Source organism: Slackia exigua ATCC 700122 (assembly GCF_000162875.1).
GTDB classification, from domain to species: Bacteria; Actinomycetota; Coriobacteriia; order Coriobacteriales; family Eggerthellaceae; genus Slackia; species Slackia exigua.
Genome location: NZ_GG700631.1, coordinates 133,343 through 158,043, shown reverse-complemented (window position 1 = coordinate 158,043; position 24,701 = coordinate 133,343). Strand labels below are relative to the sequence as shown.

General features: G+C 61.0%; 26 protein-coding genes. 20 read left to right on the top strand and 6 right to left on the bottom strand.

Going from position 1 to position 24,701, the window contains the following annotated elements:
- Positions 1-213: 213 nt before the first annotated feature.
- Entirely contained in the window at positions 214-579 is a 366-nt protein-coding gene (locus HMPREF0762_RS06810) for a type II toxin-antitoxin system VapC family toxin (protein WP_407695454.1), read from the bottom strand.
- Positions 580-648: 69 nt separating this feature from the next.
- On the bottom strand, positions 649-888 hold the full coding sequence (locus HMPREF0762_RS08985) for a type II toxin-antitoxin system RelB/DinJ family antitoxin (RefSeq protein WP_006362834.1): 240 nt from the start codon (positions 886-888) through the stop codon (positions 649-651).
- Positions 889-1,043: 155 nt separating this feature from the next.
- Between HMPREF0762_RS08985 and HMPREF0762_RS06800 the strand changes: the two genes are divergently transcribed.
- Both HMPREF0762_RS06800 and HMPREF0762_RS06795 read left to right on the top strand, forming a co-directional pair.
- A complete protein-coding gene (locus HMPREF0762_RS06800) occupies positions 1,044-1,247 on the top strand; it encodes a type II toxin-antitoxin system RelE/ParE family toxin (RefSeq protein WP_006362833.1) in 204 nt (67 codons plus the stop codon).
- A gap of 142 nt (positions 1,248-1,389) precedes the next feature.
- Positions 1,390-2,406: a DMT family transporter gene (locus HMPREF0762_RS06795; protein WP_040619394.1), complete on the top strand. Its 1,017-nt coding sequence runs from the start codon at positions 1,390-1,392 to the stop codon at positions 2,404-2,406.
- A gap of 216 nt (positions 2,407-2,622) precedes the next feature.
- On the opposite strand, the gene HMPREF0762_RS06790 is transcribed toward HMPREF0762_RS06795, so the two are convergent.
- On the bottom strand, positions 2,623-3,969 hold the full coding sequence (locus HMPREF0762_RS06790) for a replication-associated recombination protein A (RefSeq protein WP_006362828.1): 1,347 nt from the start codon (positions 3,967-3,969) through the stop codon (positions 2,623-2,625).
- Between the two features lie 81 nt (positions 3,970-4,050).
- On the opposite strand from HMPREF0762_RS06790, the gene HMPREF0762_RS09440 reads away from it, so the two are divergent.
- The 9 genes from HMPREF0762_RS09440 (at position 4,051) to HMPREF0762_RS09245 (ending at position 12,627) form a co-directional block, all read left to right on the top strand.
- Complete coding sequence (locus HMPREF0762_RS09440; protein ID WP_281269794.1) at positions 4,051-4,182, top strand: hypothetical protein; 132 nt, start codon at positions 4,051-4,053, stop codon at positions 4,180-4,182.
- A gap of 96 nt (positions 4,183-4,278) precedes the next feature.
- Complete coding sequence (locus tag HMPREF0762_RS06785; protein WP_006362826.1) at positions 4,279-4,728, top strand: hypothetical protein; 450 nt, start codon at positions 4,279-4,281, stop codon at positions 4,726-4,728.
- Between the two features lie 267 nt (positions 4,729-4,995).
- The gene (locus tag HMPREF0762_RS06780) at positions 4,996-6,024 is read left to right on the top strand and encodes a FecCD family ABC transporter permease (protein ID WP_115314290.1); all 1,029 of its coding nucleotides are present in this window, start codon (positions 4,996-4,998) and stop codon (positions 6,022-6,024) included.
- Entirely contained in the window at positions 6,024-6,821 is a 798-nt protein-coding gene (locus tag HMPREF0762_RS06775) for an ABC transporter ATP-binding protein (RefSeq protein ID WP_006362824.1), read from the top strand. Before HMPREF0762_RS06780 ends, HMPREF0762_RS06775 begins: the two co-directional genes overlap by 1 nt.
- A gap of 101 nt (positions 6,822-6,922) precedes the next feature.
- Complete coding sequence (locus HMPREF0762_RS06770) at positions 6,923-8,074, top strand: ABC transporter substrate-binding protein (RefSeq protein ID WP_006362823.1); 1,152 nt, start codon at positions 6,923-6,925, stop codon at positions 8,072-8,074.
- Between the two features lie 156 nt (positions 8,075-8,230).
- Entirely contained in the window at positions 8,231-9,727 is a 1,497-nt protein-coding gene (locus HMPREF0762_RS06765) for a nitrogenase component 1 (protein WP_040619388.1), read from the top strand.
- The gene (locus HMPREF0762_RS06760; protein WP_006362820.1) at positions 9,720-11,279 is read left to right on the top strand and encodes a nitrogenase component 1; all 1,560 of its coding nucleotides are present in this window, start codon (positions 9,720-9,722) and stop codon (positions 11,277-11,279) included. The genes HMPREF0762_RS06765 and HMPREF0762_RS06760 overlap by 8 nt, the downstream gene beginning before the upstream one ends.
- A gap of 186 nt (positions 11,280-11,465) precedes the next feature.
- Entirely contained in the window at positions 11,466-12,281 is an 816-nt protein-coding gene (locus tag HMPREF0762_RS06755; RefSeq protein ID WP_040619527.1) for a nucleotide-binding protein, read from the top strand.
- Positions 12,282-12,474: 193 nt separating this feature from the next.
- Positions 12,475-12,627, top strand: a complete 153-nt coding sequence (locus HMPREF0762_RS09245; protein WP_006362818.1) for a hypothetical protein — start codon at positions 12,475-12,477, stop codon at positions 12,625-12,627.
- Between the two features lie 37 nt (positions 12,628-12,664).
- Here HMPREF0762_RS09245 and HMPREF0762_RS06750 read toward each other — a convergent pair whose 3' ends face one another.
- Together HMPREF0762_RS06750 and HMPREF0762_RS06745 are read right to left on the bottom strand one after the other, a co-directional pair.
- A complete protein-coding gene (locus HMPREF0762_RS06750) occupies positions 12,665-13,627 on the bottom strand; it encodes a DUF5692 family protein (protein ID WP_006362817.1) in 963 nt (320 codons plus the stop codon).
- A gap of 150 nt (positions 13,628-13,777) precedes the next feature.
- Positions 13,778-14,740 carry a hypothetical protein gene (locus HMPREF0762_RS06745; protein ID WP_040619386.1) on the bottom strand — a complete coding sequence of 321 codons (963 nt, stop codon included), beginning with the start codon at positions 14,738-14,740 and terminating at the stop codon, positions 13,778-13,780.
- A gap of 247 nt (positions 14,741-14,987) precedes the next feature.
- Here HMPREF0762_RS06745 and HMPREF0762_RS06740 point away from each other — a divergent pair, with 247 nt between their 5' ends.
- The 7 genes from HMPREF0762_RS06740 to modD all read left to right on the top strand — a co-directional run bounded on the left by HMPREF0762_RS06740 (position 14,988) and on the right by modD (position 20,310).
- The gene (locus HMPREF0762_RS06740) at positions 14,988-15,686 is read left to right on the top strand and encodes a TetR/AcrR family transcriptional regulator (protein WP_006362815.1); all 699 of its coding nucleotides are present in this window, start codon (positions 14,988-14,990) and stop codon (positions 15,684-15,686) included.
- Between the two features lie 192 nt (positions 15,687-15,878).
- Entirely contained in the window at positions 15,879-16,178 is a 300-nt protein-coding gene (locus tag HMPREF0762_RS06735) for a nucleotidyltransferase family protein (protein WP_238319021.1), read from the top strand.
- Positions 16,159-16,797, top strand: coding sequence for a GSU2403 family nucleotidyltransferase fold protein (locus HMPREF0762_RS06730; protein WP_040619383.1), 639 nt, complete (start codon positions 16,159-16,161; stop codon positions 16,795-16,797). Before HMPREF0762_RS06735 ends, HMPREF0762_RS06730 begins: the two co-directional genes overlap by 20 nt.
- A gap of 229 nt (positions 16,798-17,026) precedes the next feature.
- Positions 17,027-17,872 (top strand): molybdate ABC transporter substrate-binding protein, encoded by an 846-nt coding sequence (modA, locus tag HMPREF0762_RS06725; protein WP_050759698.1) that lies wholly within the window; start codon positions 17,027-17,029, stop codon positions 17,870-17,872.
- Between the two features lie 114 nt (positions 17,873-17,986).
- On the top strand, positions 17,987-18,721 hold the full coding sequence (locus tag HMPREF0762_RS06720) for an ABC transporter permease (protein ID WP_248676519.1): 735 nt from the start codon (positions 17,987-17,989) through the stop codon (positions 18,719-18,721).
- Positions 18,721-19,437: an ABC transporter ATP-binding protein gene (locus tag HMPREF0762_RS06715; RefSeq protein WP_006362810.1), complete on the top strand. Its 717-nt coding sequence runs from the start codon at positions 18,721-18,723 to the stop codon at positions 19,435-19,437. Before HMPREF0762_RS06720 ends, HMPREF0762_RS06715 begins: the two co-directional genes overlap by 1 nt.
- A 12-nt stretch (positions 19,438-19,449) precedes the next feature.
- Positions 19,450-20,310, top strand: coding sequence for a ModD protein (modD, locus tag HMPREF0762_RS06710; protein WP_006362809.1), 861 nt, complete (start codon positions 19,450-19,452; stop codon positions 20,308-20,310).
- Between the two features lie 273 nt (positions 20,311-20,583).
- Here the strand turns inward: modD and HMPREF0762_RS06705 are convergent, their stop codons facing one another.
- Positions 20,584-22,392, bottom strand: coding sequence for a flavocytochrome c (locus HMPREF0762_RS06705; RefSeq protein WP_006362806.1), 1,809 nt, complete (start codon positions 22,390-22,392; stop codon positions 20,584-20,586).
- A gap of 211 nt (positions 22,393-22,603) precedes the next feature.
- On the opposite strand from HMPREF0762_RS06705, the gene HMPREF0762_RS06700 reads away from it, so the two are divergent.
- Together HMPREF0762_RS06700 and HMPREF0762_RS06695 are read left to right on the top strand one after the other, a co-directional pair.
- Positions 22,604-24,046 (top strand): helix-turn-helix transcriptional regulator, encoded by a 1,443-nt coding sequence (locus HMPREF0762_RS06700; protein WP_050759697.1) that lies wholly within the window; start codon positions 22,604-22,606, stop codon positions 24,044-24,046.
- 154 nt (positions 24,047-24,200) lie between these two features.
- Positions 24,201-24,575 (top strand): hypothetical protein, encoded by a 375-nt coding sequence (locus HMPREF0762_RS06695; protein WP_040619381.1) that lies wholly within the window; start codon positions 24,201-24,203, stop codon positions 24,573-24,575.
- The last annotated feature ends 126 nt before the right edge of the window (positions 24,576-24,701 follow it).

Genomic DNA, 24,701 nt, shown 5'->3' with positions numbered 1-24,701 from the left:
TACCGTTCTGTCGGCATTGCCATAGCGCGCGATTCCCGCGAGCCGGTTGCGACGGAGAGGCCGGATCGTTCCACGCCTTGCAGCATTCCTTCATCTAGGCAATGAAGTTCTCGGTTCCGCTGCCCGTGCGCTCGGCGGTCGTATGGCCCTGTCTCCAAATCGTTTCTGTGGCTTTCGGTCCAGACCTTCAGAACGCAACTTTCGATCCGGGCCTCAGAATAAGGTGATGCACCTTTCGCGATAGGAGGGAAGCGACTGGTCATGTGTCGCGAACGTGAGTCCTTCGACCTTCGCTTGCGCGATGAGCAGACGATCGAAGGGGTCGTTATGCCGTGCGGCATTCCTTTCGCGCGAGAGCGTCTTGACAGCGTAGATGTGCGCAGGCTCGAGGGGCAGGCGAACGAAGCCCGTCTGCTCGCAGAGCTTGACGAAGTCCTCTTCCGGCATAGGCATGCTCTCAGGATGGATGGCATGCTTGATGGCGACTTTCCATACCGAAACGATGCTGTAGCAGACGAGGTTGTCGCGCGATTCAAGGAGAGGCACGAGTTCTTCGGGCAGTTTCGAGCTTTCGGCCAGCGCTCAGAGCGCGATGTGCGTATCGAGGAGCACTCTCATCTAGACCACCCCGAACAGGGCGGCGATTTCCTAGTTGTCTGCGTCGATGTCGTCGGGGATGGTGTAGCGCCCGTTGGCGATTCCTAAGGTGCGGCTGTCATGGCCGGCGGGCACGTGAACCATGAAGGGCATGCCGTTTTCCAGGACGCTCTGACGGGCGAATATCCTTACCGCTTCGGCGAGCGAGGTGCCCATATTCTTGTACAGGCTTTCGGCATGTTCTTTGAGATCGCTGTCCATGCGTACTTGCAAGACCGATGTCTTCGCCATATTTTCCACCTACAATCGTATTGTATTATTATTGTAATACATCTTGAATATAAGAAGGAGGGTGAAAACCCGCCTTCCAGCAGGACATCGAACTGCACGCCGATCAGTCGACTCTTCGCAAGCATGTCGCATTGCCGTTCGATCATCCAACGGAAATGGTCGTTCAGGGCGTCGTTCAGGATGACGAGCGCCTCGTCGAGCAGCTGGTTGGCAGCCTGCAGGGTATGCATTCGAGACGCATCGATCGTCAGTATCGCTTCGTTTATGAGGTCATCGAGGGAGAGCTCGAAGAAGGCGGTGTTGCCTACGAGGGAATCGTGAGGGTTCTCAGCATGTGGACGCATTGCGAATCCTTCTAGCAGACATGCATCCGAACGGGATACGGCTCTCCCGCTGCGATAGTTGGTGCTCGCGGCGCAGGACAGATTCTCGTCGGCAGTTGATCATTTCCGGATCATGCGCACGGCGGCGCGCGCGGATAGAGGCATCGGTCGCTCTATAATGCCTTTCATGCAAAAACGGACGATAGGCATAGCATCAACGCTCGCAGGGGCGGCGCTCTGGGGGTTCTCGGGCACATGCTCGCAGTTCCTGCTGGAGAGCTATGCCATATCGAGCTTGTTCATCACGATGGTTCGCATGTTGGGCGCGGGTGCTCTGTTCATCGCGCTCATCGCGGTTCGTTATCGTGCGCAGGCGCGGGGGATCCTTGCCGACCGCCGTGCGCGTCGGCGCCTTCTGCTCTTCGGCATCGCGGGCCTGTATCTCTGCCAGCTTACCTACGTGATCGCCATCGGGTATACGAATGCAGGCACGGCGACGGTCATGCAGAGCCTCAACATCGTCATGATCATGATCGCGAGCTGCATGCTTGCGAGGCGCCTTCCTCGAAGGCCCGAGGTGGCAGGGCTTGTGCTGGCGATCGTCGCGACCGCAGTCATTGCCACGCAGGGCGACCTTGGGACGCTGTCGCTTTCAGGTGCGGCGTTGTTCTGGGGTTTCGCCACTGCGGCGACGGCCGCTGCGTATTCGATGCTGTCGACGCCCCTGAGCCGTGGATGGGGAAGCTTCGTCACGACGGGGCTGGGCATGTTCGCGGGCGGCGTCGCCGGCGCTGCGGTGTGGATAGCGGCCTTCTTCGTCCCCGGGATCGATACCGTCGCAAGCGCGGGCAACGCCATGGGAACCGCGCTCATCCCGCAGCTCGACGTTGCAGGCGTCGCGGTGCTTGCGGTCATCGTCGCCGTCGGAACCTTCGCGGCGTTCTTCCTGTACCTGCACGGTATAGCTCTGGTGGGAGCGGTGCAGGGAAGCCAGCTGGGAGCCATCGAGCCCGTAAGCGCCACTGTGTGCTCGGCCGTGCTCGTGGGAACGTCGTTTTCGTCGTGGGATTGGATCGGCCTTGCGCTTATGGTAGGCACTATCCTGCTCGTGGCGGCGGGGAAGGGCGACGTGTCTAAGATCGATGCGCCCGAGCCCGCTATCTCTGCGGGAGAATACGGGTCCGACGAAGCATAGCGGGATTGCCGGGCTGGCCGCGTGCGATCACTCACCTTCATCGTTCCAGTCGGAAGACGGCATTGCGACGCCCTCGGCGTTCAACTTGGCATGGTAGGCCTTGGCAGAGAGCGCTTCATACGAAGGTTTTCCACGTGTAGGTCGAACGGCGGTTAACTGCAACATAATAGATGCTTTCGGCATCGGTAAGATACCGAAAGCATTTCCTTGCGCGCTTTATTCCTCCGACGCATGCCCACGCCATGCCTTCACCTGTTCGAGACGTTCCTTGAGCCAGGATTCCCGTCCCTCTTCGGTAGGTTGGTAGTATGTGCGGCCCGCAAGCGAATCGGGCAGGCATCGCATGCCGGCGGCCACCTTGTGCTCTTCATGATGGGCAAGCTTGTACCCCTTGCCGTAGCCGAGGTCTTTCATAAGGCGCGTCGGCGCGTTGCGGATGACGAGCGGGACCGGCTCGGCTATGGTGGTCAGAGCATCCTTTTTGGCATGCTCGTAGGCGATATAGCTGCTGTTTGATTTTGGCGCGAGGGACAGGTAGATGACGGCTTCCGACAGATGCACGCTGCATTCGGGCATGCCTATGAAGTGGCAGGCGTGGAAAGCGTTCACGGCGACGTTGAGGGCGTTCGTATCGGCGAGCCCGATGTCTTCCGCGGCGAAGCGCGTGATGCGTCGCGCGATGTAGAGCGGGTCTTCGCCGCTTTCGAGCATGCGCGCAAGCCAGTAGACGGCGGCATCCGGGTCGGAATTCCGCATGGATTTGTGCAGCGCCGAGATAATGTTGTAGTGCTCGTCGCCATCCTTGTCATAAAGAAGCCGTCTGTTCGACGTGCATTGCGCAACGGTATCGGACGTGACCGCGATGATGCCGTCCTGCTCGTCGCCGTTGAGGGTCGCCATTTCCAGCGTGGACAGCGCGCTGCGGGCATCGCCGTTGGAGAAGAGGGCGATTGCGTGCAGCAGGTCGTCTTCGATGCGCACATCGGCGTCGCCGAATCCACGCTCATCGGAAAGTGCTCGCTTGAGAAGCTCGACGACATCGTTTTCAGTGAGCGCCTTGAGCACGAACACCTTGCAGCGCGACAGGAGCGCCCCGTTCACCTCGAACGAAGGGTTTTCCGTCGTGGCGCCGATGAGCGTTATGGCGCCCTTTTCCACGAAGGGGAGGAAGGCGTCCTGCTGGGCCTTGTTGAAGCGATGGATCTCATCCACGAAGACGATCGTGCGCCTTCCCAGACCGCGCTGCGCGTCCGCTTCCTGCATGATCGTGCGTATTTCTTTAATACCGCTGGTCACAGCTGAGAAATTTATGAATCGGGCTTCGGTCTGATCTGCGATGACTCGGGCGAGCGTGGTTTTGCCGACACCGGGAGGCCCCCAGAAGATCATGGAGGATACCTGGTCGGATTCGATGATGCGCCTCAGCACCTTGCCAGGGCCGATCAGATGCTGCTGTCCGACGACCTCATCGAGCGAGCGCGGGCGCAGTCGTGCGGCGAGCGGGCGTGCCGCATCGACCTGTGCGTCGAAAAGGGAGTCCTGTTCGACCAAAGAGGGTTTCATGGCATTTCCTTAATACGAACGAATGTACGTATTATAGCATGCCGTGGAATTCAGGACGTTCGAGGGCCGGTCAACGTTCCTTTGACTTCTGGCCTGTATGTCGCCGGCGTCGATCAGGGAAGCTCGTATTGCGTTCCGTATTATTCCAATCCCGGCTCATCGGTCGGCTTGGCTGCCGGTTCGGGCGTGCTGGCGATCCTGCTTCCCGATTAACCGGCGAGCGGCTGGAGAAAGCGCTCAAGAAGGCGTATGTTCGATGCGAGGGATGCAAAGGAGTTTTGACCGAGGGTTCCGAAGGGAGAGACGATCATGAGCAGTCCTATCGGCTATCGGAATGAAAGCACGAATGCCGCGAAGGGCAAACCCTCCAAACTGGCATTGATTGCGTCGTATCTAGTCATCTGGGCCGTGGCGATCGTCGTGTTCTGGGCCTTCGCCATGACGTACGCCGAAGGCGCTATGGGATATTCGCTCGTGTTCTTCTGGATCATCCTCCCGGCGACCACCTTGGTCGTCTCGTTCCTGATCGGCAGGAACGACTATTGGGGAGGAGGGAAATGGGTTTTCAGCATCGGATTCGGCGTCATGTACATGCTCGCGGAGTACGCCACGTTCAGCATGGCGAACAATCTCGCGTTCGGCAAGGTGAACATGCCGGAGGCTTCCATGGTGCCTGCGGGTGCCGCGATCTCTCTGGTCGGCATGGCGCTCGGGTATCTGGTCTTCGTTATCAGAAGGAGGAGCCAACGCCGATCATGAGCATGGTCGGAGGATATCTTTGAGCTAAGTTCAAGCGAGTCGATCGCTCCGGGCATCCGTCTTGCGCGCGAACAGATGATCGGCTGCGACAGCCTTATGGTGAAGCATGCGCTGATCGAATTCGGCTCACTCTCCACCCGTTTTCCTGCGCGCTCTATGCACCACGTCATCGACCATGCTATATTTGCGTGAACATACTATCCTCAATAAAGGATAGTAGCCAATGGACGGCAGATGGGACGTATCGCCCGCGCAACGAGGTGCGTAGTGAAGAAGAGAAACCGACTTGTCTATAGGAGCACGCTTGCCGTGCTGTCTGCCATCCTCGTCGCCGTTGCGCTGTACTCGTTCACGCTCGGCCATTACGACATGACGGTCGGCGAAGTCCTCCAGGTGACGTCGAATCAGCTCTTCGGCACCTCCTACGACGTAGCGCCGGCTATCGTCACGGTTATCATGCAGGTCCGGTTCCCCCGCATCATCGGCGCCATCGTCATCGGGGCCGCGCTCTCGTCGGCGGGCGCAAGCTTTCAAGGGCTGTTCAAGAACCCGATGGTCTCGCCCGACCTGCTCGGCGCGTCGGCCGGCGCTGGGTGCGGCGCATGCTATGCGCTCCTGCTCGGCCTCAACGCGTTCTTCGTGCAGGCCTCGGCCTTCGCCGTCGGCATCGTCGCGGTCATGCTCACCTACGCGGTGGGCAAGACGGTCAGTCGCGGCAACGACATGACGCTCAGCCTCGTTCTTTCCGGCATGGTGGTCTCGGCTTTGTTCCAGGCGTTCATATCCATCACGAAATATGTCGCGGATCCCGACGATACCCTGCCTTCGATCACCTATTGGCTGATGGGCGGGCTTTCGGGCACCAAACCCGACGACCTGCCCATGCTAGTCGTTCCTTTCCTGATCGGCGTCGTTCCCATGCTGCTGCTTCGCTATCAGGTCAATGTGCTCTCGTTCGGCGACGAGGAAGCTCGGGCGCTCGGCGTGAATACGGCGTTCGTCAGAGCGTTGTTCATCGGTTGCGCGACGTTGGTCACGGCAGCCTCCGTCGCTGCGGCGGGGATGGTCGGCTGGGTGGGCCTCGTCATCCCGCATCTTTCCCGCATGATCGTGGGGCCCAACTACCGGCAGCTGCTCCCGGCGTCCCTGCTGATCGGTGCGATTTTCCTGCTCGTGATCGACGATGTGTGCCGCTGCCTGCTTTCCCTGGAAATTCCCCTTTCGGTCGCGACCGCGATCATCGGCGCTCCGTTCTTCATCTACCTGCTGGTCAAAGGGAAGAGGACGTGGGCCTGATGGAGCTCGAGGTTCGCAATCTGTCGGTAGGCTACGCTCGAGAGCCTATCCTCGAAGGCATCTCGTTTTCCGTGTCCGGGGGAGAAACGCTCTGCCTGCTCGGCCCGAACGGCGTCGGCAAGACCACGCTCTTTCGCGGCATGCTGGGATTTCTCAAGCCGCTCGCCGGGTCGATCTTGATAGACGGCCGCGACATGGATGCCATGACGGTGCGCGAGATCGCGCGGCAGGTAGGATACGTCCCTCAGAGTCACACTCCGCCGTTCGCCTATTCGGTGATCGATGTCGTGACCATGGGGCGCGTGGCCCGCATAGGCGCCATGGCCTCGCCGTCCGCAACGGACACGGCATATGCCCGCTCGTGCCTCGAGCATCTCGGAATAGATTTCTTGGCCGACAAGCTCTACACCCGGATTTCCGGAGGCGAACGGCAAATGGTGCTGATCGCCCGCGCCCTCGCGCAGCAGCCGAGCATCCTGATCATGGACGAACCCACGGCAAGCCTCGATTACGGGAATCAGGTGAAGGTTCTCAGGCAGATCTCCCATCTTACCGACGAAGGCCTTGCCGTCGTCATGACGTCGCATTTTCCCGACCATGCCTTTCTCGCGTCGAGCAAAGTAGGGCTGATCACCCGCAAGAACGTGACGTTCGGCGCGCCCGACGACGTGGTGACCGAGCGCTCGCTGCGCGGGACGTACGGCGTGGATGTGCGGATCATCGAAGAGAACCTCGACGACGTCGGCCTTCTGAAAAGCTGCGTGCCCGTCGTCCGCTACCGGAACGATCCGGCTTGAACGGACGACCGCGCTCATTAAGGGATATCGGCCGAAACGGCGGTCTGTCCGAAGGCGCTTCGGGAGAGGAGCGAAAGGAAGGGAAAGGAAGGGAAAGGACGATGAAGAGAAAAGGATTGACAGCAGCGGTTCTCGCGCTCATGTTGGCGCTCGGCATGCTGGCGGGATGTGCGAACTCCGCTGCGAGCGATTCCGATCAGGCGTCCAGCGGGCAGCAGGGCGCATCGACCGCGCACGCGACCGAGCGCACCATCACGGACATGGCGGGACGCGAAGTCACCATTCCGACCGAAGTCAAGGGCGTGTACTGCGCGGTGCCGACAGGGGAGGCGACGGTCGCAACCCTTGCTCCGGACAAGCTGATCGGCTGGGTGAACGAGCCGTCCGAGGAGGCTCTGCGATACCTTCCGGAGAACTTTGCCAAGATGCCCGTGGTTGGCGGCTGGATGGGCCAGAACGTGACCGCCAACATCGAAGACATCATTGCCCTTGATCCCGACGTGATCATCTACATGGGATCCGGCAAGTCCATCGGTTCGGACACCAGCATTCCCGATGATATTCAGACGCAGACCGGCATTCCTGTCGTGGTCGTCTCCAGCGACCTCGCCGATACGGCGACCGTGTATCGTCAGCTGGGCGATTGGCTTGACAAGGCCGACCGCGGCGAACAGCTGGCATCCTACTACGAGAAGCATTTCGCCGACATCACCTCCAAGCTCGACGCCGTTCCCGCATCCGAGCATCCGACGGTCTATTATGCCGAGAACACGGACGGTCTGGCCACCGACCCCGAAGGTTCGAGCCATACCGAGGTGCTTTCCTACGTGCACGTCATCAATGTCGCCGATGTCGAGATGAAGAAAGGCCAGGGTCGCACCGAAGTATCCATCGAGCAGGTCATCGAGTGGAATCCTCAGATCATCCTGTGCCATTCGGGGTTCGTCCTTGCCGACGACATCGTGTCGAACCCGCAATGGGCGGACATCCAGGCGGTGCAGAACGGGCGCGTCTACAATACGCCGGCACAGCCTTTCAACTGGTTCGACCGCCCGCCGAACGCGATGCGCCTTCTGGGTATCGAATGGTTCGCCAAGGTGTGCTATCCGGACATCGATATGGACGTCGACCAAGAGATCTCCGATTTCTTCAAGTTGTTCTACAACGTCGATCTGACCGACGAGCAGCTTGCGGAGCTTACGCAGCAGGAGACGATAAGCTTCACGGGCGCGAAGGCCTCTGCCTCTCGCTAGCTCGATCGCTCGGAGTCTGGGCGGATTGATCGGTTGCGGCCTGCCGCCACCGTCATCGGTTCTCCCGCTGAAACGATCGGCACCGCCGCGCGCCTTTCGGACATGCGCGGCGGTGCAGGTTCCCATCGACGAAACCCCTGACGAAGGAGGGGGCAGATGATCGATGCTCGAAACGGTCCGAGCGATGGGGCATCGGCCGTCGAACGAAGGCTCATGCCGATTCCCGGCGTGTTCTACGGAGGCGGATGCTGCTACATGGCATGCCGCGGGCTTATGCTCGGCGGAATCAGCGATGTCCTGCTCATCTCGCACGGACCGATAGGCTGCGCCTATTACGCGGGCATCAGCGGTTGCGAAGGTCCCGGTCTGGGTGTAGGTGCGAACGCGAAGGAAGGCGCCGATGCGACGGCGGCATCTGTCGAGGTTCCCGCGTTCGCGGCGCGCACATTCGTCACCTGCATGGATGAGTCGGACATCGTGTTCGGAGGGGAAGAGAAGCTCGCTAACGCCATCGACGAGGCAGTGGCCCGCTACCATCCGGAAGCGATAGCGGTGTGCGCCACCTGTCCGGTCGGCATCATCGGCGACGATATCGAGCAAGTGGCGCGCGATGCCGCCATCCGCCATGGAATCGACGTGCTCGCGCTGTCATGCGAGGGATTCAAACGCGAGCCCGGCTGGCTTATAGGGGGAAGGCGCATATTCGAGGAATGGGTGGGGCGGGAAACGCGCCCGCGCGGACCCTATCCCATCCATTACATGAGCGAATCGGCCCGTTTCGGGAACGGCGTCGCTTCCTCCCTGCTCGAGCAGGTCGGTTACGATGTCGTATGTTCGCTGATGGGCGCCACCACCTATGAGGACATCCGTGCAAGCCAGGATGCGCGCCTTATCGTGCTGGATTCGGGCAAGGCGATAGACGCCGTTCCTCAGATGTATGGCGAACGGTATGGAACGGGATTCATGCGCGTGTCGTTCACGGGCCTCGGCAACATCGCGAGATCGCTTCGCGCCATGGCGCGCTCTTTCGGGTCGGAGGAGCTTGATCTCAAGACCGAGCAGGTCATCTCGGCGTCGATGGAGCGCATCGCGCCTGCGCTCGAGAGGGCGCGGGAACGCTACGCCAGACGCATCGCGGTCATATTCGAAGATATCTTCCGGAGCGATGCCTTCGCCACCATGGCTCTTGAACTGGGTATGGATGTGATCATGATCGCTCCTGATTATGCTGCGCAGCACTATACGGACCAAGGATTCTGCATGAACGTCCCCGTCGCGTTGGCCGGAAGGATCGCCTGTTCGGGGTTTCCGTCGGGCGAACGCAGAGCGTCGCTTCCGGGCTGCGAGCATGCGTTGCGTCCGGTATCTGCGCGAGATGCGGACTGGGTGCGCGCGACGTTTTCCTCGCGCGAGGTGACCGATGCGCTTTCGATATTGAATCCTGATATATGCTTCGCCGGCGTAGAACAGCGGTTCGGCAGGATCCGAACGCCCATGCGCTCCGAGAAGTTCCTTTCCGACGAGCGCGGCACGGACTACGGAGGGTTCGAAGGGTTCATGAGCTTCGCCCGCGATCTGGCTATAGCATCCGAATTGGGGCATTGGCTGGATACGGAACCCTCATGGCTGACGGAGGGTAGGCAAGATGGATGATCCGGCGCGCAGGACAAGCGACGAATGCACGTTCGGCGATAGGCCCGATCGTCGCGATTTGACCATAGACCCCTTGAATCCTTGCATGTCGCTCGGCGCGATGTACGCGGCTTTCGGCATCCATCGAGCGATGCCGCTGTCGCACGGCGCATCAGGATGCGTGCGTTTTCAGCGAATGGAGATCGCGCGGCATTTCCAGCGCGTGCTGCACGTTCCGTCCACGATGCTCGACGATCGGGCGGCGATGTATGGGGGAGAAGACAACGTCCGCGAGGCGGTCGCGAACGTCTTCCGGCTGTACGACCCTGAAACCATCGTGCTGTTCACCACGTGCCTTTCTGAAACGATCGGCGACGATATGCAGGGCATCGTCGACAGGCTGGATGTTCCTGAGGGGAAGCGTGCGGTTTGGGTTTCGACGCCGAGCTACACCGGTTCGCATCTTGCAGGGTACGGCGCGTGCGTCGCGGCGATGATCGGTCAGTTGGCGCGTCCCTTGCGCCAGGAAGCGCCGCTATCGCGGCTCGATGCCCATCCTGCGCGATCGGATGCATGGCTTTCGCAGTCCGAGGTGCATTCCCCATGTTCGGAAACGTGGTCCGATCGGGGCGATGCCGACAGCGGAGGCGTGAATACGTGCGGGCTGCGTGGCGACAGGGCGCTCTTGGTGCCCGGGTGGTGCGATCCGGCGGACGTCGAAGCCATCGAGGAGCTGGTCGCTCCGTTCTTCGCAGATACGATCATGTTGCCTGATATACGCGACGTGTATGACGTGCGGCCCTCGGATGCGGCCGATATCTACCCTCCGGGAGGGACGCCGCTGCGCAGGATCGAAGAAGTCGCATCGTGCGGATTCGGGTTGTTCATCGGGATCGAGGCGACCGAAGCGGCGGCGCGCGCCTTCGAAGAAGCGTCGCCGCTTGCCCGTATCGTGCGATCCGCGCTTCCCATAGGCGTCACGGCCTCCGATGCGATCGTGAGGGCGGCCCATGAGATGTCGGGTCGCGTGGTGCCGGACCGCATCGCCGAGCAGCGTCGCCGGGCGGTCGAAGCCCTGATGTCGCAGGCCGATCTGCTCTATGGCAAGCGCGCCATGGTGATCTGCGACGCTGACGCGGCATGCGGCTTGGCGGGATTCTTGGTGGATGCGGGAATGGTGCCCGCTTGCGTCGTGGCGGGCGATACCGCCTCCGATTTCGAGGAGCGTCTGCAGGGGTGCATCGCCTCCGCGTCGGGGGAGCGAAGCGCCGCAAACGTTTTGCCATGCGCAGTGCTTGTCCCTTCCGATTGGCTCGATGCGGAGGAGTGGCTGGCGGCGCATTCCGTGGATATCATCCTGGGCGACAGCAGGAACAAGCGTTTGGCGGCGCGCGCGGGCGTTCCTTTGGTGAGGGTGGGGTTTCCCAATGCGGATCGGTCGCTTTCTTTCATCGATTCGTACATGGGGTATCGCGGGACGATTCGTCTGCTGCGCGACATCGCCGGTGCGCTCATTGAAGCGGAAGAAGCTTCGCTCGAACCGCATGAGCTTCCGATCGCACGCTATTTCTAAGGGAGAGACGTCATGGATAACGCGAACGGGCGGTCCGGCTCCAGCTTGCGCCGAGAGATTGACGTGCAACAGGAAATCAACCTGCATCAGGGCAGTGGCCCGCGATCGATATCCGACCCGCGTCAGGGCATCGGTCTTCAACAGGGGACCTACTCTCATCAGGATCGAGGTACCGAACCGCGTCAGGTGGCGTTCTACGGGAAGGGCGGGATCGGCAAATCGACCGTAAGCCAGAACATAGCGGCCGCCCTGGCGTCCGCCGGCCGCAAGGTGATGGTGGTCGGGTGCGATCCGAAAGCCGACTGCACTTCGATGCTTACCGGGGAGTTCTTGAACGATACGGTGCTTGAGCAGGTGCGCGCGCTTTCTCGAGGATCCCGTCTCGAAGAAGGCGTCGGCGACGTGGTGAAGACGGGATTCGCAGGCATAGCATGCATAGAGGCCGGCGGCCCCGAGCCGGGCGTGGGGTGCGCGGGTCGCGGGATAATCGCGGCGATCGATCTCATCAAACGCAAAGGCCTGATCGACGACTCGCTTGACTTCGTCTTCTACGATGTTCTCGGCGATGTCGTGTGCGGTGGGTTCGCGATGCCGATCCGCCAGGGGTTCGCCCGCGAGATATATCTCGTGACCAGCGGCGAGATGATGTCGCTGTATGCGGCAAACAACATCTGCAAGGGCGTGCGCCGCTACGCCTCGTCGGGGCAGGCACGCATCGGGGGGATCATCTGCAACTGCCGCAATGTCGAGCGTGAGATGGATTTGGTGAGCGGGTTCGCCAAGGCGATCGGGTGTCCTGTGCTCGGCGTCGTGCCGCGAGACGCGCTCGTGCAAAAAGCGGAAGCCCATCAGAAGACGGTCGTGGAGCATGCTCCGGAAAGCAGTCAGGCGCAGGCGTATCGGAAGCTCGCGCAGGCGCTCGAGGATAACGAGATATTCGTCGTGCCCGACCCGCTGTCGCGCGAGGCGCTTCGCGACCTGGTGCTTCGATACGGTGATTAGCCTGGCGCGGCGGGGTATCTTCGGTCGGCTTAGATGCTTCATCGTTCAGACGCTTTTCAGTTTGAGCGGCTATCGCCTCCGGTATCAGGCGGAAACGCGAACGGAGGCACGACCATGAAGAAGCATCTTATCGAAACCGCAGGCCTTACGGCTGCGCTGGCGTTCTCGCTCGTCGGCTGCGCGGGAGAAACGAATGCCCAGGGATCACCGGTGCCACACCACGAGCCTTGCCTGCGTGTCGGGCAGCATCGACCTGAACGGCCATACGCTCTACGTGAACGGCGTCGAGTACGACGGCGCAAGCGCGAGCGCGGGGGAGGCTGTCGACATGTCGGCGAGCGCGTGAGGAAGCGCTTGAATTCGCTTGGAAGAGGTCCGTCCCGTCAGCGGTTCTCGTCCGCTACGCGCCGATAGACCTTCGTATCGGCATAGATCTGGTCCTTCAGCGGGTTCAGCTTCCGCGTGCGCATGCGATGGAGCTGGTAGGCCGCCACAGCCGCGTTCGATGCTAGGGCGACGAGGCTCACGATGAAGAATGCCGTGGGGTTGTGGGTCGTCGGGATGGGCGCCAGCACGTCGGCGAACTGGGGCACGGTCATGACGAACATGATCCAGAGCGCCAGCGTCTGGGCGCGGTGCTGCAGCCATGCGCCGCGCTTGATGAAGAACGTGGGGATGGTGCATGCGAGCAGCAGCGCCAAGCCGCAATAGGCCGAATGGTCGGAGATGCAGTTGTAGGTGTAGGCGAAGTTCCAGAGGTCGTAGGCGATGATCCATGCCCAGATCATATCGGGCCAGATCATATCCTTAGAACGATCCTTCGAAATGAAGATGCCGAACCACCCGCAGATCGTCACGATGTTCAGGATGCCGGCGATGCCGTTCATGATGTTCCACGGCCCCGAGATGGTCCACAGGTTCTCGACCAGGCCGCCTTCCCAAAGACCGAATCCGTATACCTGGAAATCCCTGATCACCGCCTCGGCGATGTTGAGAGCAAGGATGAATGGCGGGAAGCAGAGCGCCCATCTCTTCTCGTACAGGTGGTGCGTCGTGCCGTCCGCGCCCTGCCACTTCACGAAGCGCAGGGCCATGAAGCCGAGGCAGCCGGCAAGGGCGGAGTAGGTCTTGACCCAGTTGAACCAGGTGCCGGTGCCGTATTCGTTGCCGGGCGCGGCGGTTTGGGGCCAGACGAATAGGGTGAGCACGATCGGGACGACGGCGAACAGGGCCAGTCCGCACCAAGGCTTCACGCGGCCGAGTTCGTTGAAGGCCATCAGCGCGAAAAGCACGAACACCCATATCGCCCAATAGATCGGGTCGGCTGCTTGATAGAGGATTCCCATCGTTGCTCCTCGAATGTTTCTTCTGCCACGTTTCTTGAGACGCGGCATCCACCGCTTCCAACGCAGCGGCCGCGCTCTTCGCCTCGACGACGAATGGGGAATAAGGGATGCGCAAGGGTCGATAGCCTTATCGGCGCAAAGGTCGATGTCTTACCGGGACGTCTTCGATGCATCGCTTGCCTGGACGCTCGCGGCCGCGGCTTGCGCGCGTGCGGATGCCGTGGGATTCACCGGATCGCCGTAGTCGTCGATGAGGCCCTTCTCGCGTCCGATGAGGTATGCCTCGCGGGCTTTGCGGCGGCGGAAGGAGATATCGGCCTTGCCCGCATGGAGCTGGTAGCAGTACCAGAACACGAACGGCAGGCCGATGATGCCGTTGAACATACCCCACCAATACATCACGTCGGGGTTGAACCAGGCGGCGCTGTTCATGATGGTGGGGAAGAGCAGCGGGAAGCAGCTGCGCAGCAGCAGGTGGATGCCGAGCGTGTAGATACGTCCTGTGATGTAGAGCTCAGGCTGACGTTTGATCAGGGGGTACAGCTCGGCCGCCGCAAGAATGCAGCACGTGCTGGCGAAGAACTCGTGGCCTTCGGCGTAGACGAAGCAGGCGTTCCACGTGGTGTAGAGGAAGTTCCACATGGGAACCGTATAGGCGATGATCTCGCCGTAATGGGCGGTGTCGTACTTCCAGTACTTGTCGCCGAAGGGCATGGTGATGCAGAGGATGAGGCCCGCCAGGCCGTTCATGTAGTTGCCCATTTCCACGTCGCGCAGCGTGGCTTCGGCGATGTTGCAGAACACGATGCCGTAGAGCGTCCAACGTACCCAGCGCTTGCGCATGAGCCGCCAGAACGGCGTGTCCTTCTGCTCCACGGCGGCGAAGCGCCCGATGCCTGCATAGATGAGCGGAAGGATGACCGAAAGGTTCTTCGCCCAGCGGAACCAGTCGTCGGAAGGTATGTTCATGATCCAGAAGGGGACCGTGGCGAGCGAAACCACCCAGAACCACATGGACGTGCGGTAATGGCGGCGCATGAACTCCGTGAAGAGCATGAGGAGCGTGGTGTAGACCGCCATGGATACGGGAGTGACCCAAACGGGAACCGTCATGCCATACCTCCTTGATGAGACATTTTCCCAAGTCAGGATGGTGAAATTACCCGGAGTGTAGCATCATGGAATATAATATGATTTCACAAAAGGCTCTTGTATGTGCAATACCATCGGAGAGCTTCCGGATCATGCGCAGAAGAACGCGTTCGAACCCGCAGGCTATTCGGTCTTGCGGAAGATCTCCAGGTCGCGGTAGAGAAGCACTCTCACGTGGACGAAGACGTATGAAAGAGAAGGGACGGTCATGGCGACGATACGGCGCTATGGAGAGCGAACGCCGCAGGAGGCTGCCGCACACGTACGCAGGCATCGGGAGAATCTTGCTGAAACGCGGCGTCTTCAAGGCACGCCCGGCGTGATCGCAGCGACAGCCCGGGCGCTCTTCGAGCGCGACGGCGTTCGGAAGACCACGGTGACAGCCATCGCGCGTGAGGCGAACGTGACCCGCGAGCTTGCGTACTACCACTTCGGCAATAAGAACGGGATCATCGAGGCGGTGCTCGACGATTATGCGGAAGACCTGGTGGAAAGCGTTATCGCATGGAATGAATCACGCGCGTTCGGCGATACGGCCGGCTCTTTGCGCACCTGCGTCCATACGTTCCGCTATGCCCTCTACGATGCGGACGGGGAACCGCGGCCGATGATTTCCGTGCTCGAAGAGCTCGGGGTGCGCGATGCGTTCGACGTGCGTGCGACGGTGGAGACGGTGGACTGCCTGAACGATCACATCGTTGCGGAATACGCGGCGTATCATCAGATCGAGATACACCTGGTATACGAGATGTTCTGCTTGGTGATATTCGGCCTGGTGGGGCTCGTGAAGGTGAGGCCGACCATCTGCGACGAAGACCTCATGAAGGTGGTCGAGCAGGCGCTGCGGCTGGACATGGAGCCCGTGGCGCCGAGGGATCGGGAGACGAACAGGCGATTGGAATTGTAGGGCAGGCGTCTCGCTTCGACGTGTCTGGCTGCTCTCATGGCCTTGTCGGTTTCGCGTGGCGCGACGTCCCATCTTTTATTCCATGCGACGGCTCGGATATCTGGACTTCATTTCAAAATTACCCTACATTTAAATATAATTATATAAATGTAGGGTAAAGGAGGAGCAATGTCGATATTAGAGGAAGTGCTCATGGAGGAATACGATCGTTCCCTGCGCATATCCCGCGCCATGGAGGCGGAAAATGACTCGCTTCCCCGCGGCAGCGTGCGTAAACGCATGATCGGTGGCCGCCCTTACTATTATTTGCAGTACCGCGACGGAGTCCATGTGAAAAGCGAATACGTGAAGGCGGTGGATGTCGACTCCGTCGCTCAAGGCATAGCTCGACGCAAAGAGAACGAAGCGGCCTTGAAGGAACAGGCAAAGAGTCGTCGCCAAATAGTGAAAGCATTAGGAAGGGGGTATGTCGATGAGCATTCAAGAGCATGAGTTCGCTCGATTCATTAAGCTTCTGGATGCCACGGGCTGTCTCAAGCATGTCATCTTGGTCGGCTCATGGGCAGAGTACTTATTTCGCAAGCTTGGCATACTGGAAGGATTCGAGCCGAACATCAGAACCTTGGACGTTGATTTCTTGGTACGTAATGCGCGAAAGCCTGCAGAGCCCATACATCTTGCTTCAGCTGCACGAAATGCAGGGTATATTGTCGAATCGGACAGATTGACCGGCACCACCAAGATAATGGACCGTTCAGGTTTGGAGATGGAGTTTCTTATCGGCAAGATGGGGGCCGGTGCGGAATCCTCCCTGGAGACCAATATCGGCGTTTCGGCCCAAAGTCTTTGGCATATGGATATTCTCTCTCGAAACACTGTTGAGGTCAGCTATCTGGGCATGACCTTGCTCGTGCCATCGCCGGAGGCCTATGCGGTGCATAAGATGGTTATCAACAAGGAACGCAAAGGCAAGCAGGAAAAGGACGCTGAAGCAGCGAGGATCATTTGGCCCCATCTCAATATGGATGAAATCGATCGAATCAGGCGCTCTCTTACGAAGAAAGAAGACGCCGCAGTATGTGTTTTCATGAAAGAGGTCTTAGGGTTTTAGGGTGCGTTCACGCTCTCGGAACTCCTGCTCACTTCTTCGATCCTAAATTCATACCCTATCCCTTGGTTGAAATATTCTGAAATAGGAATATATAATTCGTTTCTATGCGTGCCGCATGTGCGGAAACGGGTGCATGGACGGCGTCGGCTATGTGCCGGAGGGGCGCATGGCGGGGAGGCGCAGCCGATCGCCGTGCGTTCGAACTGCGCAAATCAAGGAAGGAACTACATTGAACACGAATGCAAGCAACCTATCCCGTCGCAACTTCTTGAAGCTTTCCGGCGTTTTCGGAGCATCGGCTGCTCTGCTCGCCGTTACCGGATGCGGACGCGATGGCGGGTCTGCTTCGAGCGATGCCGCATCGGATTCGCCCGCTTCGGATGCGGAAATGAAAACAGCTGCCGATCTGTCCGGCAAGACGCTCAACATCTATTGCGGCGCCGGCATGACCGAACCGTTCAAGAAGATCGCCCAAGACTTCCAGGACGAAACAGGCTGCACGATGAACGTGACCTATGCGAATGCGGCCCAGATCCAAACCCAGATCAATGAATCGGAATCGGGAGATCTGTGGATCGCCGGCTCGGACGAGGAGGCCAAGCGCGTGGCCGACGTGACGACTAAGTCCACCGATCTGGTGAAGCACATCCCCGTGCTGGTCGTTCCCTCGTCTAATCCCAAGGACGTCCATGCGCTCGCCGATCTTGGAAACGTCGACAGCCTTCTGATCGGCGATCCCGAATCCGTGGCGATCGGCAAGGTCGCGAAGAAGGCCCTGAGCGATGCCGGACTGTGGGATTCTTTGCAAGACAAGATCACCACGACCACCACGGCTCCTCAGATCGCCACCGCGCTTGCATCCGATCAGGGCGACGCGGGCATCGTGTGGAAAGAGAACATGGTCGATGGCGTCGTGTCCGTCGCGAATGACGAGATGAGCGCATACACCAAGACCATTCTGGCCGTCGAGCTTTCCTATACGCAGGACCAGGAAACCCTCGACGCGTTCATGAGCTACTTGGGCGGCGACGAGGCCAAGGCCGTCTGGACGGCAGCCGGCTACGAAATCGCATAGCGCGCGCCGCCGCTTCGCACCATGAAGGGCGTATCGAAACCCACGCGTCGGCCGCGCGAGGCCTTTTCGCTGGTATGCGGTGCCGCCACGCTGGTCGTGCTGCTTTTCGTAGGTATGACGGTGGCGACGATCGCCGTGAGCGGCATCACGCACTTCCACGAGGCCGTATCCTCCGACGAAGTGATGTTCTCGCTGCGCATGAGCGTCGTGACGTCGACGATATCCACGACGATATGCCTTCTGCTCGCGCTTCCCGCAGGCTATGCCCTCACGCACGTGCGTTTTCCTGGGCGACGTGCGATGGAGGTGCTGATGGAGCTCACCCTGTCGCTGCCTTATATCGTGCTGGGCTTCGCCTTGCTGGTGATGTTCTCTTCGCCTGCGGGCAAGGCGCTTGCGCATGCAGGGTTTTCCGTGGTGTTCCAACCTGCGGGCATCGTGTTCGCGCAGATGATTGTGAACCTGCCGTTTTCCCTGCGCATGGTGCGCACGGCAATGGCCGATGTGAATCCGCGCATGGAATTCGTCGCACGCACGCTGGGCGCGTCTCCGTTCGATACGTTCAGAACCATCACGCTGCCCTTGTGCCGCAATGCCGTCATCTCGGCATTCGTTCTTACCTGGGCGCGTGGCATGGGCGAGTTCGGTGCGACGCTGATGCTCGTAGGCGTCACGCGCATGCGCACCGAAACGCTTCCTGGGTCGATCTATCTGAGCATTTCCACCGGCAATACCGATACCGCCATGGCGACGGCGATGATCATGCTTCTCGTGAGCGCTGCGACCCTCGTGCTTGCCAATGTTTTGAACGGGCCGTCGCATGCGACGCGGGTGAGAGGCGATGCCTGATGGGCATGCGCGTGGACGTCGAGGATCTCGTGGTTCGTCGCGGTACGTTCGCCTTGCGCGTGCCGCATCTTGCGATAGAGGCAGGCGAGGTGTTCGCCGTGCTGGGCGCGACCGGTTCGGGCAAGACCGTGCTCATGGAAACGATCGCCGGCGCATTCGAGGACTATAAGGGTCGCGTGCTGCTGGACGGACGTGACGCACGCGATATCGCGGTCCAAGACCGGGGCATCGGCATCCTCTATCAGGACTACGTCCTTTTCCCCCACATGACGGTGGGCGATAACGTCGCATACGGGCTGAAATGTGCGCACGTAGGCGCGGACGAAGAACGATGTCGCGTCGGGGAGATGCTCGAAGCATTCGGCATCGGGGGCCTGGCGGATAAGATGCCTGGCGTGATCAGCGGCGGCGAATCGCAGCGCGCCGCGCTTGCGCGCGCGCTCGTGCTAAGGCCCCGTCTTCTTATTCTGGACGAGCCGTTCTCGGCGCTCGATCCCACGACGAAGGCACGCATGCACGATCTGCTGCGCATGGTGCATCGGGATTTCGATTGCACGATCGTGTTCGTCACGCATGATTTCAACGAAGCGCAGCAGCTTGCGGATCGCGTGGGCATCGTGCTTGATGGCGGGCTTAAGGCGGTCGTTGCGGCAGATGATCTGTTCGATGCGGCGCATGATGCCGACGTATCGTCGTTTTTGGGAATGGACGGCTGAAGGAGGACGGCAATGCTTGTGATGGCCGATGCGCGCATCGACGCGCTTATCGCCGAAGACGTGCCTTATATCGATCTTACGACCGAGCTTCTGGGCATCGAGAAGAACCAGGGCCGCATGACCTACGTGACGCGCGAGGATTGCATTGTCGCCGGCACCGATGCGAACTGCAGAATCGCCCAGCGGCTAGGCCTTTCCGTCGAACAGGCGGTATGCGATGGTGCCCGTGCGCGCGCGGGAAGCGCGCTTATGGTCGTGAGCGGCCGTGCATCTTCGCTCCATGCGATGTGGAAGGTGGGGCAGAACGTCTACGACCATCTGTCGGCTGTGGCCACCAAGACGCGCGCCATGGTCGACGCCGCGCATGCGGCGAATCCGGCGTGCGAGATCCTGACCACGCGCAAGAGCCAGCCTGGCGCGAAGGATCTGCTCACGCTTGCCGTCATGGCGGGTGGAGCATGGCCGCATCGATTGGGCGTTTCCGAAACGGTGCTCATCTTCGCGCAGCACAGGGAGTTTCTCGGAGGATTCGAAGGGCTGCGTGCCGCGCTGCCCGCGATGCGTGCGAAGTGCGTGGAGAAGAAGATCTTCGTGGAAGCGTCGCCCGATGAGGCGCGCGTGCTCGCGCGCGGCGTCAGAGGCATGCCTCTGATAGACGGGGTCCAGCTCGACAAGGTCGAGGTTGCCGAGACGAGCGAATTGGTGCGCGAGCTGCGTGCGATCGATCCCCGTCTCACGATCATCGCTGCGGGCGGCATTGATGAAACGAACGCCGCCGCCTATGCGGCGACCGGCGTTGATGGGCTCGCCACGACGGCTCCGTTCAACGCGAAGCCGATCGATGTGGGCGTGCGCATGGAGCGTCTTGCGTAGCCGGTCGGATGGCGGTGCCCGCCATCGAGTTCATCGTCCAGGTGAGCGCATTCGTCAGCACCGTGGCCTGGTTGATGAACGGGGGCGTGCGCAGGGCGCTTCGAACATATCTCCGAGCAGGAGGAGGGGATCCTGCTCGGAGGAGGACGTGCGGATCATGACGCCGTCGAGCGCACGTTCTATAGGAAGGGACCGTGCGCAGGAGGCGTGCGAACCATCCAGTCGGATCGTCCGTCATCCGACGAAGCGAGCCGCCCGGTCCGACGGATCCGTCTACCCGACGAAGTTGGCCGCCTGATCGCCGGCGATACGGCCGAAGGTGTAGATATCGGCCATGGAGCACGACCCGAGGCGGTTCGTGCCCATCTTATGGCCGGCCACCTCGCCGGCGGCGTACAGGCCGGGGATCGCTGCACCCGATTCGTCCAGGACCTCGGCATTCGTCGTGATGTGCAGGCCGCCCATCGTGTAGTGGACGGCGGGCTTGTAGGAGTTGAGGTAGTACGGGCCGGCATCGATGGTGAAGAGGTCGGCGCGATAGTTGAAGTCGGCGTCCTTGCCGTCCTTCGCGAACTGGTTCCAGCGCTCGACCGTCTTCTTCAGCTCGTCCGCGTCGATCTCGAAGTGGGCCGCCGCTTCCTCGAGCGTGTCGGCCTTCACGATGATGCCGCGCTTCTCGAGGTTGTCGTATTCATCGGCATGCTGCTTGAGCAGGCCGGTCTCGTCGGCCGCAGCCTGGTTCCACAGCATGTAGCCCATGCCGCCGGTCTGGCTCTTGATGGCGTTCGAAAGCACATCGCGACGGTCGAGCTCCTCGACGAAGCGGTCGCCTTCCTTGTTGACCATGATGGCGCGGCTCTCAAGGCGCATGTCATCGACGTAGAGCAGCGCGCCGGTTTCAGGATCGCAGGTGGGATAGGTCTGGATGTACTGCATGTCGATGAGCTCGGCGCCTATGGCGGATGCCATGGTCAGGCCATCGCCCTGCGCGCCGACCGAGTCGGTGGAGAGGATCTTGTCGTCCATGTCGGCGTTGTACTTCACGCGCATGTCGACGTTCGAGCCGAATCCGCCGCAGGCGAGCACGACGGCCTTCGCCTTGAATTCATGGGCGTTGCCCGATAGCTGGCTTTCGGCCTTCACGCCGGCGACGGCGCCTGAAGCGTCTTTGACGAGCTCGGTTGCGCGCATGTTCTTCACGATGGTGAGGTTCTCGATCTCGCCGGCGCGCTTAGTGAGCTTCACGATCATCTCGGAGCCGGTATGGCCCTGGGGGATGATGGAGCGCATGACCGAATGGCCGCCGAAGAAGAGCAGGTCGTGTTCCCAGGAGACGCCGCCTTCGAAGGTGAGCCACTGGCTTGAGTCGAGCGTGCCTTCGGCGATGACCTTGACGAGGTCGGGGTCGCCCACGTTGTCGCCGCCCTTGAGCATGTCCTCGGCGAGCGTTTCGGGCGAGTCCTCGACGCCCTGCTTGAGCTGGATCCAGTTGCCGGGCACGGCCATCTCGCCGCCGGACAGGGAGGTATCGCCGCCCAGGATGCCGAGCTTCTCGAGCAGGACGACCTTCTTGCCGGCATTGGCGGCCGTGATCGCGGCTGCGAATCCGGCTCCGCCGCCGCCGACGACCACGACGTCGGCTTCGGTCGGGATGTCTTCCGCATCGGACATGCCCGCATGGGCACGCGTCTTCCATTCGCTCACATCGGCGCCCGCCTGCGTGAGGGCGTCGCCCACGGCGTTTATGAACGCTCCGCTCGAGAGGGTCGCGCCCGAGACGCCGTCGACGTTCAGCGTCTGGTTGTCGACGATGAGCTTCGAGATCTCTTCCATGGCGACGTCGCCCATGCCTTGGGTTTCACGTGCGTCGAGCACGTTGATGCGTTCGATCGCGCCGTCCTTCACGGCCACCTCGACGTTGAAGGTTCCGTGCTTGCCGACGCCTGAACCGACCCATGCGCCGTCGGCCATGGCTCCTGCGGCCTTCGACCCGCCGGCACCGCATCCTGAAAGCGCGAGCGCGCCGCCGATGGCGGCTGCTCCGCTGGTTGCAAGAAACGACCTTCTCGACATCCTCTTCATGGGAGACCCCTCTCTCTAGACCGTCGGGCATCGGTTGCCGCGCCTCCCTGCGCGGCGCGCCCGTTGCCATGGAATCTAGCGCGGAAGGGGAGCGAAGCCAATTATCCGTGCCGGTTAAATCGATAACCCGAAAATAACCCGACCAGGTGAAAGGCTATTTCGGCGTTCTGGGCCGCGGGTGGGCTATGATGGCGTGCGGGAGGAGGGTCCATTGGAATCCATACGTGCTCGCGCGCGCGTGTCGGCACGCCGCTGGAAGGACGTGTCGAAGCGCATAACTGCGATACCGTTCGTGTTCTTCGGCGTCGGCATCTACCGCGCATGGCTGTCCATATTCTTTCGTTTCGATGCGTTCCCGACGGTGGGTCCGTTCGACTATTTCATGTTCGAAGGCGCGATCGGCGTGGTTTCGCTGGTCCTCGCATTCGCCGCGACGCGCATCACGCCGCTCTGGTCGAACGGCCGTGCCCGTGCGCTCACGGCTCTGTTCATGTCGGGAGGGTCGGCGCTCGTCATCGTATCCTGCTTCATCTGGCCGCTCGCGGCGCTCAAGGCGGCGGGCCTCGTGCTTGCGGGATGCGGGCTCGGCTCGCTCATTCTTATGTGGGCGGAATTCTACGGGATGCTCAATCCCATGCGCGTCGCCGTGTATCATGCGATGGCCATCTTCACGGGAGAGTGCATCAAGTGGCTCTTCATGGGGCTTGCGGCGCCATACCTGGCGTTCTTCGCGCTCGTCTTGCCGCTGGTGTCCTTATCCCAGGTGCGCGCGAGCATGAACCATCTGCCTGCCCACGACCTGCCGCGCGCCACGAGCAAGGATGCGACGCGCGTCTTTCCCTGGAAGCCGATCCTGCTGATGTCGGCCTGCACGTTCGCCGGCGGCTTCGGCACGTTGCCCGCGCTCACGCTCAACATCGGCAACGTGGCCGGCGCGCTTGCCGTCACGGCGCTGGTGTTCCTCGGTGCGCTGTCCACGGCGAAGTGGTTCAACTTCGATACGGTCTATCAGCTCGCGTTTCCGTTCTTCATTGTGGGGTTCCTGCTCGTGTCGTCGTCGTTTTCCCTGTCGGGGGAGCTTACGGCGTTCTGCTATGACGCCGGATACACGATGCTTTCCATGTTCATCATGCTCATCATGAGCAACATCACGTATCGTTTCGGCATCAGTGCGGTTTGGATAAACGGGATCGAGCGGGGGATACGCTATCTGGTCGAGCTCGTCGGCTGGGCGGCGGGCGCCTGGATGGCGACGTCGCTCGATACCGGCGCATACGCGACGGCGTATATCGCGTTGACGATCGTGCTCATGGTCGTGTTCGTGGCGGTATTCGTCTCCGAGCGCAATCTGTCGTCGAAGTGGGGCATCCGCATGGAGGACCTCTCGTCGAATGAGGATGCGGGCGCCGGGCGTCTTGCCATGCGCGTATCGGACCTATCGAAGTTGCACGGCCTTACGCCGCGCGAAGAAGAGGTGCTGCAGCTTATGGCGCGCGAGAAATCGATGGAAGACATGGAACGCGAGCTCTTCGTCGCGCAGGGGACCATCAAGGCGCACGTCAACCATATCTATCGAAAGTTCGACGTGCACAGCCGCCGCGAGCTGCTGGACGCGCTGCATGCGCAGGGATCCGAGGAGCATCCAGGGGAGTAGCGGGGAATCGGCCGGAACACGCACGGTCTCCTGCGGCGATCGGGCGAAGCTCATACTTTGGGATGAGGACATTCGTCGGACGAGCCTGCACACTGCGTCCAACCGGGGCGGCACCATGCGCGCCCGAAGACCTTGCACGGACAGGAGTACCGACATGGCGCTTGGATTCAAGCTCAAGACCGTCAGGACCAGCCAGAGCTTCGCGAACGAGAAGGAGCTGTTCGACCGCATCAAGGACGAGGCTTTCACGGCAGGCAAGCCTGAGCTCGTGAAGAACGGCTTCGCGGACGTGATAGTGTTCCCGCCGCTCGACCGCCAGAACCAGGTGTGGGTGATGGTCCAGGGCAAAAACAAGATCCTGATCCAGAAGAACCAGATGGTGGGCGTCGGCGACCAGCTCGTCAACGCCGCCTTCGATACTGTGACCCACGGGATCTTCTCCTTCGGCTCCGTCTTCGGCGGCAACGTCAAAGAGATCGAGAGGCTCGTCGAGGCCACGGCTTCCGAGCTCGAGGCGCTCAACCTGTAGAAGGGCCTCTTCCGGGCGCCCTCGAACGGGGGCGCCCTTACGACCGTTTGCGTCTGCGCTTGGCGCCCGGCGTCTTTTCCACTACCATGGCAACCATCCGCGGCTGGGCGCCTCGCTCGTCTTGGA

What these genes read in the sequence shown, in the direction of transcription:
- HMPREF0762_RS06735 (WP_238319021.1), top strand. Translation starts at nt 15,879, where the DNA reads ATGGAGGAATACGATCGTTCCCTGCGCATATCCCGCGCCATGGAGGCG.
- HMPREF0762_RS06745 (WP_040619386.1), bottom strand. Translation starts at nt 14,740, where the DNA reads ATGACGGTTCCCGTTTGGGTCACTCCCGTATCCATGGCGGTCTACACC.
- HMPREF0762_RS06740 (WP_006362815.1), top strand. Translation starts at nt 14,988, where the DNA reads ATGGCGACGATACGGCGCTATGGAGAGCGAACGCCGCAGGAGGCTGCC.
- HMPREF0762_RS06770 (WP_006362823.1), top strand. Translation starts at nt 6,923, where the DNA reads ATGAAGAGAAAAGGATTGACAGCAGCGGTTCTCGCGCTCATGTTGGCG.
- HMPREF0762_RS06790 (WP_006362828.1), bottom strand. Translation starts at nt 3,969, where the DNA reads ATGAAACCCTCTTTGGTCGAACAGGACTCCCTTTTCGACGCACAGGTC.
- HMPREF0762_RS06795 (WP_040619394.1), top strand. Translation starts at nt 1,390, where the DNA reads ATGCCTTTCATGCAAAAACGGACGATAGGCATAGCATCAACGCTCGCA.
- HMPREF0762_RS06775 (WP_006362824.1), top strand. Translation starts at nt 6,024, where the DNA reads ATGGAGCTCGAGGTTCGCAATCTGTCGGTAGGCTACGCTCGAGAGCCT.
- HMPREF0762_RS06760 (WP_006362820.1), top strand. Translation starts at nt 9,720, where the DNA reads ATGGATGATCCGGCGCGCAGGACAAGCGACGAATGCACGTTCGGCGAT.
- HMPREF0762_RS06800 (WP_006362833.1), top strand. Translation starts at nt 1,044, where the DNA reads ATGGTCGTTCAGGGCGTCGTTCAGGATGACGAGCGCCTCGTCGAGCAG.
- modD (WP_006362809.1), top strand. Translation starts at nt 19,450, where the DNA reads ATGCTTGTGATGGCCGATGCGCGCATCGACGCGCTTATCGCCGAAGAC.
- HMPREF0762_RS06730 (WP_040619383.1), top strand. Translation starts at nt 16,159, where the DNA reads ATGAGCATTCAAGAGCATGAGTTCGCTCGATTCATTAAGCTTCTGGAT.
- HMPREF0762_RS06785 (WP_006362826.1), top strand. Translation starts at nt 4,279, where the DNA reads ATGAGCAGTCCTATCGGCTATCGGAATGAAAGCACGAATGCCGCGAAG.
- HMPREF0762_RS06750 (WP_006362817.1), bottom strand. Translation starts at nt 13,627, where the DNA reads ATGGGAATCCTCTATCAAGCAGCCGACCCGATCTATTGGGCGATATGG.
- HMPREF0762_RS06720 (WP_248676519.1), top strand. Translation starts at nt 17,987, where the DNA reads ATGACGGTGGCGACGATCGCCGTGAGCGGCATCACGCACTTCCACGAG.
- HMPREF0762_RS08985 (WP_006362834.1), bottom strand. Translation starts at nt 888, where the DNA reads ATGGCGAAGACATCGGTCTTGCAAGTACGCATGGACAGCGATCTCAAA.
- HMPREF0762_RS09245 (WP_006362818.1), top strand. Translation starts at nt 12,475, where the DNA reads ATGCCCAGGGATCACCGGTGCCACACCACGAGCCTTGCCTGCGTGTCG.
- HMPREF0762_RS06715 (WP_006362810.1), top strand. Translation starts at nt 18,721, where the DNA reads ATGGGCATGCGCGTGGACGTCGAGGATCTCGTGGTTCGTCGCGGTACG.
- HMPREF0762_RS06765 (WP_040619388.1), top strand. Translation starts at nt 8,231, where the DNA reads ATGATCGATGCTCGAAACGGTCCGAGCGATGGGGCATCGGCCGTCGAA.
- HMPREF0762_RS06705 (WP_006362806.1), bottom strand. Translation starts at nt 22,392, where the DNA reads ATGAAGAGGATGTCGAGAAGGTCGTTTCTTGCAACCAGCGGAGCAGCC.
- HMPREF0762_RS06695 (WP_040619381.1), top strand. Translation starts at nt 24,201, where the DNA reads ATGGCGCTTGGATTCAAGCTCAAGACCGTCAGGACCAGCCAGAGCTTC.